General features: G+C 44.9%; 16 protein-coding genes. 2 read left to right on the top strand and 14 right to left on the bottom strand.

The genetic code is table 11. From position 1 onward, the window contains the following. Positions 1 to 12 precede the first annotated feature (12 nt). The 12 genes from ALT761_RS08090 to yceD all read right to left on the bottom strand — a co-directional run bounded on the left by ALT761_RS08090 (position 13) and on the right by yceD (position 9,870). Positions 13 to 909, bottom strand: a complete 897-nt coding sequence (locus ALT761_RS08090) for a DNA polymerase III subunit (protein ID WP_129737866.1) — start codon at positions 907 to 909, stop codon at positions 13 to 15. Then, the gene (tmk, locus tag ALT761_RS08085) at positions 909 to 1,526 is read right to left on the bottom strand and encodes a dTMP kinase (protein ID WP_129737864.1); all 618 of its coding nucleotides are present in this window, start codon (positions 1,524 to 1,526) and stop codon (positions 909 to 911) included. Before tmk ends, ALT761_RS08090 begins: the two co-directional genes overlap by 1 nt. A 21-nt stretch (positions 1,527 to 1,547) precedes the next feature. Then, entirely contained in the window at positions 1,548 to 2,588 is a 1,041-nt protein-coding gene (gene mltG, locus ALT761_RS08080; protein ID WP_129737862.1) for an endolytic transglycosylase MltG, read from the bottom strand. Then, positions 2,572 to 3,522, bottom strand: coding sequence for an aminodeoxychorismate lyase (pabC, locus tag ALT761_RS08075; RefSeq protein ID WP_129737860.1), 951 nt, complete (start codon positions 3,520 to 3,522; stop codon positions 2,572 to 2,574). Before pabC ends, mltG begins: the two co-directional genes overlap by 17 nt. A gap of 119 nt (positions 3,523 to 3,641) precedes the next feature. Continuing rightward, positions 3,642 to 4,880: a beta-ketoacyl-ACP synthase II gene (fabF, locus tag ALT761_RS08070; RefSeq protein WP_057792376.1), complete on the bottom strand. Its 1,239-nt coding sequence runs from the start codon at positions 4,878 to 4,880 to the stop codon at positions 3,642 to 3,644. Between the two features lie 86 nt (positions 4,881 to 4,966). Further along, positions 4,967 to 5,206, bottom strand: a complete 240-nt coding sequence (gene acpP / locus ALT761_RS08065; RefSeq protein ID WP_013784457.1) for an acyl carrier protein — start codon at positions 5,204 to 5,206, stop codon at positions 4,967 to 4,969. Positions 5,207 to 5,405: 199 nt separating this feature from the next. Beyond that, positions 5,406 to 6,146, bottom strand: coding sequence for a 3-oxoacyl-ACP reductase FabG (gene fabG / locus ALT761_RS08060; RefSeq protein ID WP_057792377.1), 741 nt, complete (start codon positions 6,144 to 6,146; stop codon positions 5,406 to 5,408). A gap of 9 nt (positions 6,147 to 6,155) precedes the next feature. After that, complete coding sequence (fabD, locus tag ALT761_RS08055; protein WP_129737858.1) at positions 6,156 to 7,085, bottom strand: ACP S-malonyltransferase; 930 nt, start codon at positions 7,083 to 7,085, stop codon at positions 6,156 to 6,158. A 74-nt stretch (positions 7,086 to 7,159) separates the two neighbouring features. Continuing rightward, positions 7,160 to 8,125, bottom strand: coding sequence for a beta-ketoacyl-ACP synthase III (locus ALT761_RS08050; RefSeq protein WP_013784460.1), 966 nt, complete (start codon positions 8,123 to 8,125; stop codon positions 7,160 to 7,162). Next, positions 8,122 to 9,147 carry a phosphate acyltransferase PlsX gene (gene plsX, locus ALT761_RS08045; protein ID WP_129737856.1) on the bottom strand — a complete coding sequence of 342 codons (1,026 nt, stop codon included), beginning with the start codon at positions 9,145 to 9,147 and terminating at the stop codon, positions 8,122 to 8,124. Before plsX ends, ALT761_RS08050 begins: the two co-directional genes overlap by 4 nt. Before the next feature lie 15 nt (positions 9,148 to 9,162). Beyond that, positions 9,163 to 9,333, bottom strand: coding sequence for a 50S ribosomal protein L32 (gene rpmF / locus ALT761_RS08040; protein ID WP_013784462.1), 171 nt, complete (start codon positions 9,331 to 9,333; stop codon positions 9,163 to 9,165). A gap of 3 nt (positions 9,334 to 9,336) precedes the next feature. Continuing rightward, the gene (gene yceD / locus ALT761_RS08035; protein ID WP_013784463.1) at positions 9,337 to 9,870 is read right to left on the bottom strand and encodes a 23S rRNA accumulation protein YceD; all 534 of its coding nucleotides are present in this window, start codon (positions 9,868 to 9,870) and stop codon (positions 9,337 to 9,339) included. 405 nt (positions 9,871 to 10,275) lie between these two features. Between yceD and ALT761_RS08030 the strand changes: the two genes are divergently transcribed. Next, positions 10,276 to 10,923, top strand: coding sequence for a Maf family protein (locus ALT761_RS08030; RefSeq protein ID WP_129737854.1), 648 nt, complete (start codon positions 10,276 to 10,278; stop codon positions 10,921 to 10,923). Between the two features lie 34 nt (positions 10,924 to 10,957). Here ALT761_RS08030 and ALT761_RS08025 read toward each other — a convergent pair whose 3' ends face one another. Beyond that, a complete protein-coding gene (locus tag ALT761_RS08025; protein ID WP_129737852.1) occupies positions 10,958 to 11,605 on the bottom strand; it encodes an HAD-IIIA family hydrolase in 648 nt (215 codons plus the stop codon). Between the two features lie 86 nt (positions 11,606 to 11,691). After that, entirely contained in the window at positions 11,692 to 12,636 is a 945-nt protein-coding gene (gene rluC, locus ALT761_RS08020) for a 23S rRNA pseudouridine(955/2504/2580) synthase RluC (RefSeq protein ID WP_129737850.1), read from the bottom strand. A 703-nt stretch (positions 12,637 to 13,339) separates the two neighbouring features. Here rluC and rne point away from each other — a divergent pair. After that, entirely contained in the window at positions 13,340 to 16,642 is a 3,303-nt protein-coding gene (rne, locus tag ALT761_RS08015) for a ribonuclease E (RefSeq protein ID WP_129737848.1), read from the top strand. Positions 16,643 to 16,755: the final 113 nt, after the last annotated feature.

Raw genomic sequence — 16,755 nt, 5'->3', positions numbered from 1 at the left:
TAATAACCTGGCCTAGCGCTGAAATTGTTTCAAAATACTTATCAACACCATGGACTTATTTACCCCTGGGTGCTGTAAGGTTTTTACTGCGTCTACGCAAGCGCGATAACGTGCGTAATCTTGCGTTTGCTGGCGTTCTACATACGATTTATGCGCCATATGTTGACACCATGTTGCTACCTGAACAGCGTCACCTTGCCATTTATTAGCCAGTGCTAAAAGTTGCTGACTTCCTGAACTAGCAAGTAGTGCGCCCATACCGTCAGTAAAGGTACGATAATTAAAATCGCTTTCGCTATTAAGTGCTGCTTCTAAACGAAGTGGCGCATAACCATAGGCTTCTAGTAACGCTTCACTCGCATCTTGTACGCCTTGTTGCTGCAAATAGGCCAAACTACTTTGCACATCAGGCAGACCAAGTGAATGTTTTTCACATCTACTCAAAATAGTGGGCATTATTCTATTTAGGCTGTCAGTGATAAGCAGCAAGTAGGTATTATTGGTGGGCTCTTCTAACGTTTTCAAGAGTGCATTGGCCGCCGCTTCTGTCATGCTATCGGCCACGGGGATCACCAATACCTTATTGCCCCCCATTTGCGCCGTGCCGCTTAACTTGGCAATACCTTCACGAATTTTATCCACGCCCAATTGTTTTTCGCTTTCTAACACGTAAAAATCCGGGTGATTACCAGCAAGACGCAAATGGCAGCTTTGGCATGCATTGCACGCACCTTGAGGGGTTGGCTTTTTGCACAACAGCGTATCCGACAGCCCAGCAACCAATTTTGCTTTACCAATACCTTTAGCGCCAATGAATAACAGCGCATGGTGCAGCTTGTTATTAAAATAGCGTACAAGCAATTCGTTATAGGTATCAGTGAACCAAGGAAGCATTTGCCCAGATTGCATTAAGAAAGGTACTCCTGCACAGCGGTTATCACGTCTTTATGTACATCTTCCATAGCTTGCATGGCATTAATCACCACAATACTGTCGTCTTGTGCTGCTAAGCTTAAATACCGTTCACGGGTGCGCTCAAAAAAGGCCAAACCTGCTTGTTCAATACGATCTAGCTCTCCCCTGCCTCTAGCGCGTTCTAGCCCTATTGCTGGCTCAACGTCCAAGTACAAGGTCAAATTAGGTTTAAAACCGTTAAGCGCTATTTTGCTAATGGCAGTCATGGTATCGGCACTCACGCCGCGGCCACCGCCTTGATAGGCTTGTGAAGACAAATCATGCCTGTCACCTACTACCCACTGCCCTGCATTTAACGCCGGAAGTATACGGTTAGTTAATAACTGTACCCGGGCGGCGTACATCAACAGTAATTCTGTTTCTTCGGCTACGGTTTCGTCCCAGTCGTGTTTAACACACTCGCGGATAGCCTCGGCCATAGGCGTACCGCCTGGCTCACGTGTTTGCTCAACCGTAATACCTGCGTCTTGCAAATGCTTTACGATAAGCCCAATCACTGAACTTTTTCCGGCCCCTTCAAGGCCCTCTACTACAATAAACTTTCCGTTCATAATTATTCGTTGTTGGACTTTTTATTTTCGATTTAACTGATATTTTCGCACAGCTGCATTATGGGCTGCTAGCGAAGATGAAAATTCGTGGCTACCATCACCCCTAGCCACAAAATACAAGGCATCGGTTTCCATTGGGTTTAACGCGGCCCAAATGGCTTCCTTACCCGCCATCGCGATAGGCGTGGGCGGCAAACCTTTAATTGTATACGTGTTGTAAGGTGTGGGCGTACGAAGGTGCTTACGGGTAATATTACCATCATACGTATCACCAATACCGTAAATAACAGTGGGATCGGTTTGTAATCGCATATTTTTCCGCAGTCGGTTCACAAACACTCCCGCTATTTTAGTGCGCTCTTCGCTCACTGCGGTTTCTTTTTCAATAATACTTGCCAATATTAGGGCGTCGTACGGTGAGTTCAATGGCAAATCTGGTTGCCGTTGCTGCCACTGGGTTTCGACATAATCTAACATGGCCTTGTGCGCGCGTTTTAAAATGCTACTGGCCGCAGTGTTAGCGGTAAAGAAATACGTATCAGCTAAAAATAAGCCTTCGGCGCTGCTAGCTTCGTTCAGCCATAGCATTGGCGCTTTTTCCTCATTTACCGAGCTTGTGGTATTAATTGTCTCTTCAACCTGATCCAGCGATACATCGTTTATCAGTTCAGTTTTCGCCTTTAACGTAACCAACCACTCTTTTAGTGTCAGTCCTTCTACCAAGCTCACGGCAAAATAGTGCTCTTCACCACGGCTTAGTACGCCGAATACTTCTCGTAGTGATAGCCCAGGTGTTAAACGGTATGTACCCGATTTTACATGGGTATTAGCAGCAAAAAATTTGAGCCAAAGTTTTGTTGCTAATTCAGGGCTATCGATTAACTCCCGTGCCCGAAGCTCCCTTACCACCTTATATCCGTTACTGCCCTTTTCTACCGTATAAAGCTGCGGTTGAGAAATCGACAAGGGCGATGAAGCTTGCCCATTTACATATAAAACACCAAAGGTAATTGCACCCACAACAAGCGCTAGCATTATCCCAATGCTAATAACTATTCGCATGATCTTCCTGAATTTTATCTAATACTAACTTAGCAAGGCGCTTTGCCCCTTCATGAGACGCACTAAATGCTAACTCATCACTCGTTTTTCCGTCGTTTAGCACAACTTTATTGACTGGCATTACGCCCATTAAGGCATTGGTGATCACCATTGCCTTGGCATTAGCGATATCAGCCAGTGTGTATTCGCCTTCATAAACGTTTAAGGCGTTGTCGCCAATAACATCAGCGTTAGTTAGGCTTTCTTTTACCGAATTTTTTCCCCGCGTACTTAACAAGCACTGGCGCACAACACCATTTACACCGCAGTTATTTACCTTTGGCGTGTGCCATCCAGTATCGGTTTGAAAAAATACGTTTCCCGCACTGGCTTCAATAAGGTGCCCTTGCGTGTCGAACACCAAGGCATCATCGGCATTCGCCTCAACAACTTCACGCTTAACCAATACCTGCTCTAACCGGTTCATATGTTTAATACCACCCAGTAAAGGCTGTATGGCCAAGGGTGTTTTCGCGTTTATTAGAGTTAAACCACTAACGGCAAGTTCAGAATAATGTGCAGGATACGTATGGGTGGAAAACCGAACAATGGCCGGAGCTTGGCTATCTCGTGCGTACCCACGACCGCCCTCTCCTGAAGACACATGAACCTTCATTACTCTTTTAATGCTGGGGTGTTCAAGAGATTCGGTAAGTGCGCTGACATAAACATCAATTGCCTGTCTAAGTGCAGTCATGTCGAGGGAAATAGCTAACGCTTTAGCATCATGATTGAGCCTAGCAAGATGAAAAGTCAGTAGTTCTACTTTCCCCTGGCTAACACACATAGTAGTAAAAACGCCATCACCATAGTTCAGTGCCCTGTCGTTTAAGGCAATTGCATCGGCGGATGAAGGGGTGGAAGATGCGGTGTCGGTATTTGCGACTATTTTCACAACTAGCTCTAATAATTAACGTCTGCTGTGCAGTATACCAAGTTGTTGTGCGCAAACAAGAAAGGCAGCTTGCGCTGCCTTTAATCAATAACTACGGGTGTCCGAACGTGTGTTCGGGCTTAAATTCGTTTGAAAATAAGCGAACCGTTAGTACCACCAAAGCCAAATGAATTACACAGCGCATAGTCTGAAGTAAACATTTTTGCTTTATTCGCCACGAAGTCTAAATCGCATCCTTCGCTTGGCTCATCCAAATTAATGGTAGGCGGCGCCATTTTGTCACGTAGTGCCAATATGGTGAAAATAGCTTCTACAGAGCCTGCTGCACCAAGTAAATGACCTGTCATCGACTTAGTAGAGCTTACCAGCATGTTATGCGCATGTTCGTTGAATACGCGCTTAACCGCTGCTACTTCTGCAATATCACCCGCTGGTGTGGATGTACCATGCGCGTTAACGTAACCAATTTCACTGCTCTCAATTTTTGCATCGCGAATAGCGTTACTCATTGAAGCCGCTGCACCTTCACCGTCAGCAGGTGGTGATGTCATATGATAGGCATCGCCACTCATACCAAAACCAACAAGTTCAGCGTAAATGGTTGCACCACGGGCTTTCGCCGCTTCGTATTCTTCTAGCATTACTACGCCAGCACCTTCGCCCATCACGAAACCATCACGATCTTTATCCCAAGGGCGACTAGCACCTTGAGGATCATCGTTTCGTGCAGACAATGCACGTGCCGCAGCAAAACCCGCAATACCTAACGGCGTAATAGACGCTTCTGAACCGCCTGCTAGCATGGCATCCGCATCGTCATACGCGATAGTACGCGCAGCAATACCAATGTTATGCACACCAGTGGTACACGCCGTCACAACGTTTAGGTTTGGCCCTTTAAGCCCTTCCATGATAGACAAAAAGCCTGAAATCATATTGGTAATAGTGGAAGGCACAAAAAATGGAGAAACGCGCTTAGGACCGCTATTCATTAATTTAGTGTGGTTTTGTTCAATTTGTTCTAGCCCACCGATGCCTGAACCAATAGCTACACCAACACGGTGTGCATTTTCTTCAGTTATCGTTAAGCCCGAATCAGCCATGGCCTGTTTACCCGCTGCAATACCCAGCTGAATAAACCTGTCCATTTTTTTCGTTTCTTTCTTTTCTATATATTCCTGCGGGTCAAAGTTATCAACTTGACCTGCGAAACGGGTGGAATAGTCACTGCAATCAAAGTGGGTGATTTCACCAATACCGCTTTCGCCTGCTAACAGACGACGCCAAGTCTCATCTACAGAAAGACCCAAAGGTGAAAGCATGCCAAGACCAGTAACCACTACGCGACGTTTTGTCACAAAAAGCCCTCGCATTGGAACTAATAAGGTGGGAATACAAAAACGGCTCTAAAGAGAGCCGTTTTTTAATTTACTGTAACGAAGACTTAAGCGTCTTTGTTAGCATTGATGTAGTCAATAGCTGACTGAACAGTAGTAATTTTTTCTGCTTCTTCGTCAGGAATTTCAGTATCAAATTCTTCTTCTAACGCCATTACTAGCTCAACAGTGTCAAGTGAGTCTGCGCCCAAATCATCAACGAATGAAGCTTCAGCTTTTACTTCTTCTTCTTTTACGCCAAGTTGTTCAATGATAATTTTCTTAACGCGTTCTTCAATGTTACTCATAATTCTAGGTTTCCCTTAAACGTCACTAGATAGTCAAAGTGCCGCTAGTTTATTTTGCAAGGTACAAGCTTGCAAGCACCAGTTTAAACAATTTTTCTGGTCAAACCAGCGACATCCCAAATTCTTAATGTTCTATTTTTACATTCAAGTTCGGGGAAAATCCACCCCAAACACAGTTAAATTCACAATTTTCGTGAATTTAACCCATATACATACCACCGTTTACATGGATAGTTTCGCCTGTAATATAGGCTGCACCGCTGCTCACTAAGAAGGCAACAGTGGCTGCTATTTCATCAGGTTCACCTAAACGGTTAGCAGGAATATCTTTAAAAATTGCGCTTTTTTGATCGTCCGTCAATGATTTTGTCATGTCGGTATCGATAAAACCAGGCGCAACAACATTAATAGTTATACCACGAGAAGCCACTTCACGTGCCATAGATTTCGAAAAACCAATAACACCTGCTTTCGCTGCTGCGTAGTTTGCTTGCCCAGCATTACCCGAACTACCCACCACAGAACCGATATTTACAATACGGCCAAAGCGTTTCTTCATCATACCGCGAAGTACTGCTTTTGACAGCGTAAAAATGGCTGTAAGGTTAGTATTAATGATGTCTTGCCATTCGTCATCTTTCATACGCATTAACAAGTTATCACGAGTAATACCTGCATTATTAACCAAAATATCAATGCCACCGAAGGTGTCATTAATTTCCTTGATTATAGCATCTATACTGTCTTTATCGGTAACATTTAGTGCAATACCTTTGCCACCAAATTCAGATAAATATTCAGTAATTGCACTTGCACCACTGTCGCTTGTAGCAGTGCCTACAACCGTAGCACCCTGCGCTGCAAGCTGACTAGCAATGGCTTTACCAATGCCTCGGCTAGCGCCTGTTACCAGTGCTACTTTGCCTTCTAACTGACTCATAGCGTTTCCTTATTGTTTTAATGCTTCCACACTTTCTGGGGTGTTTACAGCAATGGATTCTAAACTTTTATTAATGCGTTTATTTAATCCTGTAAGTACCTTACCTGGGCCTACTTCAATGATGCGTTCAACACCTGCTGCAGCCAAATACTCCACGGTACGTGTCCACTGAACAGGGCAATATAATTGGCGTACCAACGCACTTTTTATTGATGCACCGTCAGTTTCAATGGTCACATCAACATTATTGATAATATTAATTGCAGGGGTATGAACGTTTAGTGTCGCCAGTGCGTCTTCTAACTTGTCAGCAGCGGGGCGCATGAGTTCGCAGTGCGAAGGCACACTTACCGATAATGGAAGCGCCCGCTTGGCACCCGCTTCTTTACACGCAGCAGCAGCTTGCTCAGCGGCCACTTTTTCGCCAGCAATAACCACTTGGCCCGGCGAGTTAAAATTAACCGGAGATACTACGTCGCCTGTGGCAATCGCCGTTTGGTGGCACACGTTAGCAATGGTGTTATCATCTAAGCCAATAATGGCATACATAGCACCGGCACCCGCTGGCACCGCCTCTTGCATATATTGACCACGAGCTTCAACCAGCTTTATCGCATCAGCAAAAGACATAGCACCGCCACATACTAGGGCAGAATACTCACCCAAACTGTGACCCGCTAAATAGCTCACTTCAATACCTTGTGCTTCTAATATACGCCAAGTAGCAACACTAGCAGCAAGCAAAGCTGGCTGAGTAATATGGGTTTCGTTCAACTTTCCATCGGTATCGTTTTGTACCAGATCCCAAAGATCGTAACCTAATACGTCTGAAGCTTCTTTGAAGGTATCTAAAACCGAAGGATGGCTGTCGGCCAACTCTTTAAGCATGCCCACCGATTGTGAGCCCTGCCCAGGAAAGACGCAGGCTGTTTTTGTCATTGTTGTTCCTTATTATTTTTTTGTATACAACGAATTTTTGAATACAACGAATTCAATAAGACGGATAGAAGAAACTAGTATCGTACCAGCGCAGATGCCCAAGCAAAACCGCCGCCGAATGCTTCTAATAATAAATGTTGCCCACGCTGAATACGACCATCGCGAATAGCGGTGTCTAGTGCTGTGGGTACTGTGGCAGCCGAGGTATTACCGTACTTTTCTAACGTCACTACCACTTGGTCTAACGACATATCTAATTTTTTTGCTGTCGCTTTAATAATTCTGAAATTCGCCTGATGAGGCACTAGCCAATCCAGATCAGATTTTTGCATATTGTTGGCCGCAAGGGTTTGCTCAACCACTTCAGACAATTTGTTCACGGCAACTTTGAAAACTTCGTTTCCGCGCATAACGCCCCAATTTTCGTGAACAGATGCTTCATCACCACGCGTAGGGTTTCCAACGTAAAGTAAATCGCCGTAAGAACCATCAGCGTTGATATGAGTAGATAATATACCAGGCTCGTCACTGGCTTCTATAATAGTGGCACCAGCAGCATCGCCAAATAGAATGACCATAGTGCGATCTTCAGGCGCTATCAAACGGCTAAGACAATCTGTACCAATAACCAAGATACGCTTAGCCATGCCAGATTTGATATATTGGTCGGCCACACTTAATGCGTAGCAATAACCTGCACAAGCAGCAGCCACATCAAATGCAGGAATACCATTAATACCTAAAATGCGCTGGATTTCACAGGCCGTGCTAGGAAGTGCATAGCGTCCGCTCGTAGTAGCACACACTATCATGTCAATTGATTGAGGGTCGATGCCTGCCATCTCTATGGCTTTCTTACTTGCCTCTGCACCCATGGTCGCAGCGGTTTCTTCAGCACCTATAATTCGGCGTTCTTTAATACCGGTTCTATCAGTGATCCATTCATCACTGGTATCAACCATAACTTCCAAATCGGCATTGGTTCGTATATCACTAGGGTAATAACTTCCAGTACCGATAAATCGAGAATATTTGCTCAAAGCTGCTCCAATAAAACCGTTTCTATCTTCGTTTTTATCTTGTCTGGAACTCGCATCTTTGCTTCTTTCATTGCTTGCACAATGGCGTAATAAAAGGCGTCTTTAGATGCATTTCCATGACTCTTGATAACAATGCCGCGCAATCCTATCAGACTCGCACCATTATACTGGTCGGGGTTCACACTGTTATAGATAGATTTGAGCAATGGAAAAGCAATTTTGGCCATTAGCCGCGTATAAAAGTTCTTTTGTGACTGGCGCTTCACTTCATTAATGACTAACTTGGCCAGCCCTTCACTAGATTTAAGTGCAACATTGCCGGTAAAACCGTCAGTCACCACCACATCGGCTTTGTCGGTAAAGATGTCATCACCTTCAACGTAGCCAATGTAGTTAATGCCTGGTGCATCTTTAAATAGTTGGTCGGCTAACTTTACGTACGCATTTCCTTTTATATCTTCTTCGCCCACGTTTAATAAGGCAACTCGCGGCGAAGGAATACCCGCGGCTTCTTGCGCTAACACCGAACCCATCACACCGTACTGAAATAAAATTTCAGGCGTGCAATTTACATTCGCGCCTAAATCAAGCAAGAAAACATTATGGTGACTCGCGGTGGGCATCATGCTGATAAGTGCTGGCCTATCAATACCCGACAACGTTTTTAATAAGTAGAACGATAAGGTTAAGAGCGCGCCCGTATTGCCTGCACTTACACATGCATCGGCTTCGTTGCTTTGAACATATTCAATCACACGGCGCATTGAAGAGCGTTTTTTATTGCGTAACGCAGAGGTAGGCGCCTCACCCATTTCAACCACTTGGTCGCAATGAGATACGGTTACCCGACTTCGTTGAGAAGCGGTGAGATTTTGTATTGCTGGATTTATAACGGCTTGGTCGCCGCATAGCAAAAAATGAACGTCAGAATGAAGTTCAATGGCTTTTACAGCCGCAGAAAGGATAACAGGGGGACCATGATCGCCCCCCATGATATCTAACGCGATGGTTAGCTTAGACAAAATGTAGACGCCGAATTACGCGCCGACTACTTTATTGCCTTTGTAATAACCGTCAGCTGTCACGTGGTGACGACGGTGTGTTTCACCCGACGTAGGGTCGACAGACAAAGTCGACGCTGTCAATGCATCGTGTGAACGACGCATGCCACGCTTAGAGCGCGTTTTACGATTTTTTTGTACAGCCATAACTTACTCCTGGTCTCGCTTAAGTTCTTTCAAAACCGCGAAAGGGTTTTCTCGCTCTTGTTCCGGTTCAATCTTTCCAAATGACATATCATCTTTAGACACTGAGCACTCCTCCTCTGCATGAAGGGGTACGATGGGCAAAGATAAAAGTAACTCGTCTTCAAATATCTGAAGCAGATTAACTTCTCCGTGGTCGTTGACCTCTACCGGTTCGTAAGCCTCGGGTATTGGATCTTCTTCATTTCGTTCTTCTCCCTGCACTGGAGTAAAACAAAAATCCACATCAAGTGTGGTATCAAATTCACCATTACACCGCTGGCAGAGAAGTGTTACCTGAGTGTCTAAATGACCGTGAAATACAGTAAGACCCTGCTCGTCTTTTTTGAACTGCACATCGACGTTCACATATTCACTACATCGGACAACTGCCCCACTCAATCGTTCCATATCTTCAGACACAAGAACACCCCGATAATCGGAACGTTTCATAGCGCTGCTGGTCGGTTCGACCGTATGAGGGAGTTTCACTTTCTGCATAGGGCGCGCATTCTATAGATTCCACATCCCACTGTCAAAGATTTAATGGGCGTTTTTGTATAATAATTTAGCGATTTTGTACTTCTTTTCATAAACCGAATTTTAAGGGAATACCCCTAAATAACAAGTAAAAAGAACATGATGTGCTTAAAATAGGGGGAGGTTGGTAAAATGGCGTATTATCAAACAAAACCAAGTTGGCAAACGGTATTACGCTCATTTATAAAAACACGCTATATTTAAGGTAAGTTGTAATGACTCTTTATGGGTAATTTTTAGGTTATTCGTAAAATCAGCCACATAAAAAGGAATTCAGTGTTTAAGAAAAGCACAGACTTGCGTAAGAGAACACACCACGCGTAAACCGGTTAATTAACACTTAATGTAAGATTGAGGTTTTGTAGTATGACCACACTCGTTTTAGCTTCATCATCTAAGTACCGTCAGCAATTGTTGTCGAATATTGGTATTCAAGCAGAAATAAGCAAACCAGATATAGATGAGACCCCCCTACCCGATGAAACTCCCCTTGCGTTGTGTAAACGTTTAGCGTTCGAAAAAGCTAAAAAAATTGCCCAACAGCAGCCAGGGAGAATTGTAATTGGAAGCGATCAAGTTGCTTCTGTCGAAGGTCCTGATGGCAAAATTATACTAGGCAAGCCGGGAACAGTTGAAAACGCCGTAGCGCAATTGAAAATGTGCCAAGGTAAATCGGTGTATTTTTATACCGCGATAAGTTTGTGTAAAGCTGAAGAAGACGAAGACCTACCCGACATCCTCACTAGCAATTTAGACACTATTACTCGGGCTGAAGAAACCTGCGTGTATTTTCGTAGCCATAAAGAAGCACAACTACGCGCTTACGTTGAAGCCGAAATGCCTCTTGATTGCGCGGGGAGTTTCAAATGTGAAGGCATGGGGGCCTTATTGTTTGAACGCATTACCAGCCGCGACCCTAATACGTTAATAGGGCTTCCCGTTATGCTGCTGCATAATATGCTAGACAAACATTTTAATATCGATTTGCTAGACCTAGCTACTGCCAAGGCCTAGCGGTTGAAGATTTGCTTTGCTATTGAACGCTAAACTAGCGGAGCAAGAACTGCTGAAGTTCGCCAATGGAATGCACAATGGTTTCAGGCGCCAACGCTTCAAGGTGAACTTGTGCATGCACCCCGTAAGAAACCCCTATTCTGCGCATACCAATAGATTTTGCCATTTGCATATCGTAAGTGGTGTCGCCAATCATAACGGCATCATGTGCACTAATATTTAGCTCGTCTAAAATTTGCAGTAGCATGTCAGGTGACGGTTTAGACTGCGCGTCATCAGCGCATCGTGACGCACTAAAAAAATGGCCAGTCTCGGTTTGCGACCAAGCCCTAACAAGGCCTCTTCGCGCCTTCCCTGTTGCTACAGCAAGAGTCGCTCCCTTTGCCTTTAGTGCTGATAACAATTCTTCTACACCATTAAACAACGGGCACGGCGTAGCATCATGACTTACAAAGGCTTCTTTATAGGCCAGTACTAAGCGCTCAGCAAGGGCATCATCGTCAATACCAAATAACTGCTTAATAGCAGGTTTTAAGCTAATACCTATAATGTGACTTACCGCATCAGCACTTGGAACCGGCATGTCACAGTGTTTTGCTGCTATCTGCATACAGTTGATAATTTTATCGGCAGAGTCCATTAAGGTGCCGTCCCAATCAAAAATAACCAACTTATAGCGCATAGTTACAGCGTTCCTTCTGTATAAAGAATCTATATAAATAAATAGAACTTAATTAATAAGTAAACTTACCGAATACCCTAAAAGCTTTATGACAAGGCTTTAAGGGTATTGGTTAACGTGGCATCTAACGGTGCGGTAAATTTAACCCGCTCTTCTGTGCCAGGGTGAATTAGCGAAATGCTATATGCGTGCAAAAATAAGCGGTTTAAGCCTTTTTGACGTATAGACTCATCAAACTCGGTATCACCGTATTTAGGGTCGCATGCAATAGGATGCTCAGCGTGTAAACAGTGCACTCGGATTTGATGGGTTCTACCTGTAATAGGTGAAGCCTCTACCAAAGTAGCGGTGTCGAACTTTTGCAATATGCGATAGCGGGTTTCAGATGGCTTACCATCTTCACTTACGCTCACCATGCGTTCACCCGATTGCAACACATTCTTACGAAGAGGCGCTTTTACTTTAAAGCGATTGTCAGGCCACTGCCCCGCCACTAGGGCTTGGTAGCGTTTATCCATCTTACCGGTACGCAACTGCTCATGCATATGGCGAAGCGCCGAGCGTTTCTTAGCAATAAGAATACAGCCAGAAGTGTCTCTGTCTAAACGGTGTACCAATTCCATAAAATTGGCATCAGGACGTAGTGCCCGTAAACCTTCAATAAGACCAAAGCTCAAACCACTACCACCATGAACGGCAATACCAGAAGGCTTGTTAATCACTATAATGCGATCGTCTTCAAATAATATTTGAGATTCAAGCGCTGCAATTTTATCGAGTTTTGGCGACGGCCCAGGTGTTCCTTCAGAAACTCGCACAGGTGGGATACGCACCACATCGTCGGCAACGAGTTTATATTCGGGTTTTACCCTGCCCTTATTTACGCGCACTTCACCTTTACGTAAAATGCGATAGATCATGCTTTTGGGCACACCCTTTAATTGGGTGCGCAAAAAATTGTCTACACGTTGCCCTGCTAAATCGGGTTCAACGGTAACGAAACGGACTGATTGTTGGGTTTGTTCTTTCATAAACTCCATTATAACGCAATGCAAAAGCAGACCGATACAGAAACTTTGATGTGCCTTAAAAATAAAACCCTTTGACTACTTTTGATACTAAACGAGCATTTAGCACAGAAAAACCCCATTATCTGGGGTTATTTACCCCTCACACCTTGCTTAAATTGAACCTTTGATGCCATAATAAAAACTGTATTTTACGCGGCCAAATCACGCCGGTGAAACACAACATTTAACATAGTGAGCATTTAGAGCAGGTTAATTCGTTACCCGCTTATTTCGCCACTTTTGTTATCCATAAGAACAGCGTCACGTTCCAATTGCATTATTCAATGAACACGCAATTTTATATCTGGAACGAGAATTATAGAGGCAACGACTACACTGCCGTTAGATAATTCAGATGCTGTTTGCGAACATAAAATAAGTTCGCCGTTTAGCTAACAGAATTGAATTGACAAACAAGCGCCAGCCTAAGAGCGGTGTTTGTTAAAAAGATAGATAGAGATAAGGGTATGTCGCTCCCGACATCCTTAAGAACAATACAAAACGCGGAACGAGTAACGAAAAACGTTACATGCCGCGTAAGTTCAAGGATAATGCGGCGTTACAACAAGGTCCCCGTACAATCGTGAGGTTGCGCGGTGAGGGTTTGTACATGTCACTTTAATTTTGTATCTGGACGGCTGTATTAAAAACAGAGTTAGATACAATGAAAAGAATGTTAATTAATGCAACTCAATTAGAAGAGTTGCGTGTTGCCCTTGTTGATGGGCAGCGGTTATACGATTTGGACATCGAAAGTCCTGGGCACGAACAGAAAAAAGCAAACATTTACAAAGGTAAAATAACCCGCGTTGAGCCAAGCCTCGAAGCGGCATTCGTAGACTACGGCGCAGATCGCCACGGTTTCCTACCCCTTAAAGAAATCGCTCGCACTTACTTCCCTAAAGGCTACCGTTTCGAAGGCCGTCCAAACATCAAAGATGTTATTAAGGAAGGCCAAGAAGTTATCATTCAAATTGATAAAGAAGAACGTGGCCAAAAAGGCGCAGCGCTTACCACTTTCTTATCGCTGGCTGGTAGCTACTTAGTATTAATGCCAAACAACCCTCGTGCTGGCGGTATTTCTCGTCGCATCGAAGGTGATGAGCGTACAGAACTTAAAGAATCTTTGAACAAACTAGACCTGCCTGATGGCATGGGCTTAATCGTTCGTACCGCTGGCGTAGGGAAATCTTACGAAGAATTAGAGTGGGATTTAAAAGTACTACTTACCCATTGGGAAGCAATTTCTAAAGTGGCTGAAGAGCGTGAAGCGCCCTTCTTAATTCACCAAGAAAGTAACGTAATTGTACGTGCAATTCGTGACTATCTACGTCGCGATATTGGTGAAATCTTAATTGATAAAACCAGCATCTACGAACAAGCGTTGCAGCACATCCAACTAGTGCGCCCTGACTTCGCTAGCCGCGTTAAGCTTTATCGTGGCGAAGTACCTTTGTTCAGTCATTATCAAATTGAAAGCCAAATTGAGTCTGCCTTCCAACGTGAAGTTCGCTTACCTTCTGGTGGTTCAATTGTTATCGACCCTACTGAAGCGCTTACCTCTATTGATATCAACTCTGCCCGCGCAACAAAAGGCGGAGATATTGAAGAAACAGCATTAAATACAAACCTTGAAGCCGCTGACGAAATTGCCCGTCAACTTCGTTTACGCGACTTAGGTGGCTTGGTTGTTATCGATTTTATCGATATGACCCCAGTACGTCACCAACGTGAAGTTGAAAATCGCATGAAAGACGCGGTTCGCAGCGATCGTGCTCGCGTCCAACTAGGCCGTATTTCTCGCTTTGGCTTGCTTGAAATGTCACGCCAGCGTTTACGTCCATCATTGGGTGATTCAGCGCACCACGTGTGCCCTCGCTGTTCAGGTCACGGCACCATTCGTGGTACCGAGTCATTAGCGCTGTCTATTTTGCGTATTCTTGAAGAAGAAAGCATTAAAGAAAACACAGGCCAAATTGAAGCACAGCTTCCTGTATCAGTAGCAACCTACTTGCTTAATGAAAAGCGTAAAGCAATTCAAAGCTTAGAAAAGCGTCATGGGGTAAACTTATTACTTATTCCTAACGCCAACCTTGAAACACCTCACTACCAAGTCACTCGCCGCCGTCCAGATGATATTCTAGATGACGCAAGCTACGAAGTAGAGTTAATGCCAACGGTTGAAACGGAAACTGAAACCACTACTTCAGCGCCGGTTAAGCGTGAAGAGCCAGCATTGAAAGGGCTAGTTGCACCTACCGCGGCACCTGTTGTTGCGCCTAAAGCAGAAACACCTGAAGCTAAAACTGAAAGCTCACCATCATTATTTGCCCGCATAGGTAAATGGTTAGGTGATGTGCTTGGTGGTGAAGACGAGAAAACGAAAGCAGAAGCTGAAGCGAAAGAAAAAGAAAATCAGAAGCAATCTGAAAGCCGCAATAATCGTGGTGGCAATCAGTCTCGCAATCGCAATGGTGATGATCGTCGTCGTAAGCCAAGAAAGAACACTCGTCGTAACCAGCCTCAAAACAAAGATGGCGAACAAGAACAGCGTACGCCACGTTCTGAGCAAGACGACAAGCCACGCGCAAGCAACAACAAGCCTCGTAAGCCTCGTAAACCTCGTGACGAGACTCAGAAGCCTAAGCAAGAGCAAAGCAGAGATAACGCGCAAGAAGAAGCGCCTAAGACTCAAGATAGCAAGTCTCAAGATGCTAAGCCTCAAGAAGCGCAGAAAAAACAAGAAGTAGCTGAGCGCCGCAAACGCAGAGATACTCGTCGCAGCGTACGTGTGAAAAAAGATGACAATACACAGTCAAATGAAGCACCTGCTAGCAAACCAGTTAAGTCTCTTGCAGTTGATAAGCCAAAACCTGCTAAAGCAGCCCCGGCAGAAACTGAAGAAGTAAATACTTCGCCAGTTCAGCCAACTGATGCACCAGCAGCTTCTGAATCAGCAGCGCCAGTAACACAAGCCTCTCAGCCAGCTGACGTTAAGTCGACCACTGAACAAGATGCTCAATCTTCTTCAGAGCAATCGAACAACGACACTGATGAAAATGGGCAAAAACGTGAAAGCCGTGGCCGTTCACGTCGCTCTCCTCGTCATGTTCGTGCTGCTGGTCAGCGCCGCAAGAAGGAAGCGCAGCAGTCTAATGATGACAACAGCGCCCCGGTAGGTGAACAGTCAACAGCAAACGTTGAAACTGCACCGTCACAAGAAGTACCAGCTTCAACGGCTCCTACCGCCGACATTAGTGAATCAGCACCGCGTGCAGAAGATACGCAAGCGGCTATGCCTAGTAAACTTGAGGCAGACACTGCGCACACTCAAAATGAGAATGCCCAGCCTGCTGCTGTTGATGCAAGTGCCGATAATGCTGAAGCGCCTTCTGCGGCTAAAGCGGAAGACACTCAAGCCACTAAGCCTGGTGTACTAGCGCCGTCGGAAGAAAAAGCAGAACCTGCAACAACAGAAACCGCATCAGCCAAGCCAGAAGCGCCAGTAGCTGAAGTAGTTCAAGACGAAATGCAGTTCGAGCTAGCTTCGCCTAAAAGTGAAGCGGACGCACCTAAGCCAGCTAAAGCTGATGTTACTCCTGCTCCTGCCGCTGAAGCTGCACCTAAACAGGTTGAAATTAACCTAGGTGAAGATTCTGCTAAAGCAGCAAGTGAACCTAAGGCTAAACCTGCGCCAAAAGCGAACCTTAAGAAAGCCAAAGCAGCGGTAACTAAGCCTATTACTACAGGTGTAGCAGCTAGCAGCCGTGGTCGTATTAACGCATCTGCGCCAATGGCAGCACCAGCTTCGGTTGATGACACTTTCAATGACGTAGCGCTTACCGCTAAGTCTGACGATAGCCGCCCAGCTATTGTAGTATCGGGTAGAAGCGCAGCTATTGCGAAGGCAAGTGCCGCCGCATCAGCACCAACAACACTGCCAACCAGTGTTGATGAAAACGCCTAAGCGTGACTAGCAACGCTAGTTAGCGATAACGCTAGTCATCCTTGACTTAGCGTTATTACTAGGAACTAAGGTTGTTTACACACGATAAGAAGCCGCTTAATTGCGGCTTTTTT

The sequence above is a fragment of the Alteromonas sp. 76-1 genome (assembly GCF_900654235.1).
In the GTDB taxonomy this organism is placed as follows: Bacteria; Pseudomonadota; Gammaproteobacteria; order Enterobacterales; family Alteromonadaceae; genus Alteromonas; species Alteromonas naphthalenivorans.
The sequence above is the reverse complement of the archived record's forward strand: the minus strand, read 5'-3'. Positions and strand labels throughout refer to the sequence as shown.

Excerpts from the sequence above, each read along its gene's own strand:
- ALT761_RS08090 (WP_129737866.1), bottom strand. The coding sequence starts at position 909 with ATGCAATCTGGGCAAATGCTTCCTTGGTTCACTGATACCTATAACGAA.
- tmk (WP_129737864.1), bottom strand. The coding sequence starts at position 1,526 with ATGAACGGAAAGTTTATTGTAGTAGAGGGCCTTGAAGGGGCCGGAAAA.
- mltG (WP_129737862.1), bottom strand. The coding sequence starts at position 2,588 with ATGCGAATAGTTATTAGCATTGGGATAATGCTAGCGCTTGTTGTGGGT.
- acpP (WP_013784457.1), bottom strand. The coding sequence starts at position 5,206 with ATGAGTAACATTGAAGAACGCGTTAAGAAAATTATCATTGAACAACTT.
- fabG (WP_057792377.1), bottom strand. The coding sequence starts at position 6,146 with ATGAGTCAGTTAGAAGGCAAAGTAGCACTGGTAACAGGCGCTAGCCGA.
- fabD (WP_129737858.1), bottom strand. The coding sequence starts at position 7,085 with ATGACAAAAACAGCCTGCGTCTTTCCTGGGCAGGGCTCACAATCGGTG.
- rpmF (WP_013784462.1), bottom strand. The coding sequence starts at position 9,333 with ATGGCTGTACAAAAAAATCGTAAAACGCGCTCTAAGCGTGGCATGCGT.
- yceD (WP_013784463.1), bottom strand. The coding sequence starts at position 9,870 with ATGCAGAAAGTGAAACTCCCTCATACGGTCGAACCGACCAGCAGCGCT.
- ALT761_RS08030 (WP_129737854.1), top strand. The coding sequence starts at position 10,276 with ATGACCACACTCGTTTTAGCTTCATCATCTAAGTACCGTCAGCAATTG.
- ALT761_RS08025 (WP_129737852.1), bottom strand. The coding sequence starts at position 11,605 with ATGCGCTATAAGTTGGTTATTTTTGATTGGGACGGCACCTTAATGGAC.
- rluC (WP_129737850.1), bottom strand. The coding sequence starts at position 12,636 with ATGAAAGAACAAACCCAACAATCAGTCCGTTTCGTTACCGTTGAACCC.
- rne (WP_129737848.1), top strand. The coding sequence starts at position 13,340 with ATGAAAAGAATGTTAATTAATGCAACTCAATTAGAAGAGTTGCGTGTT.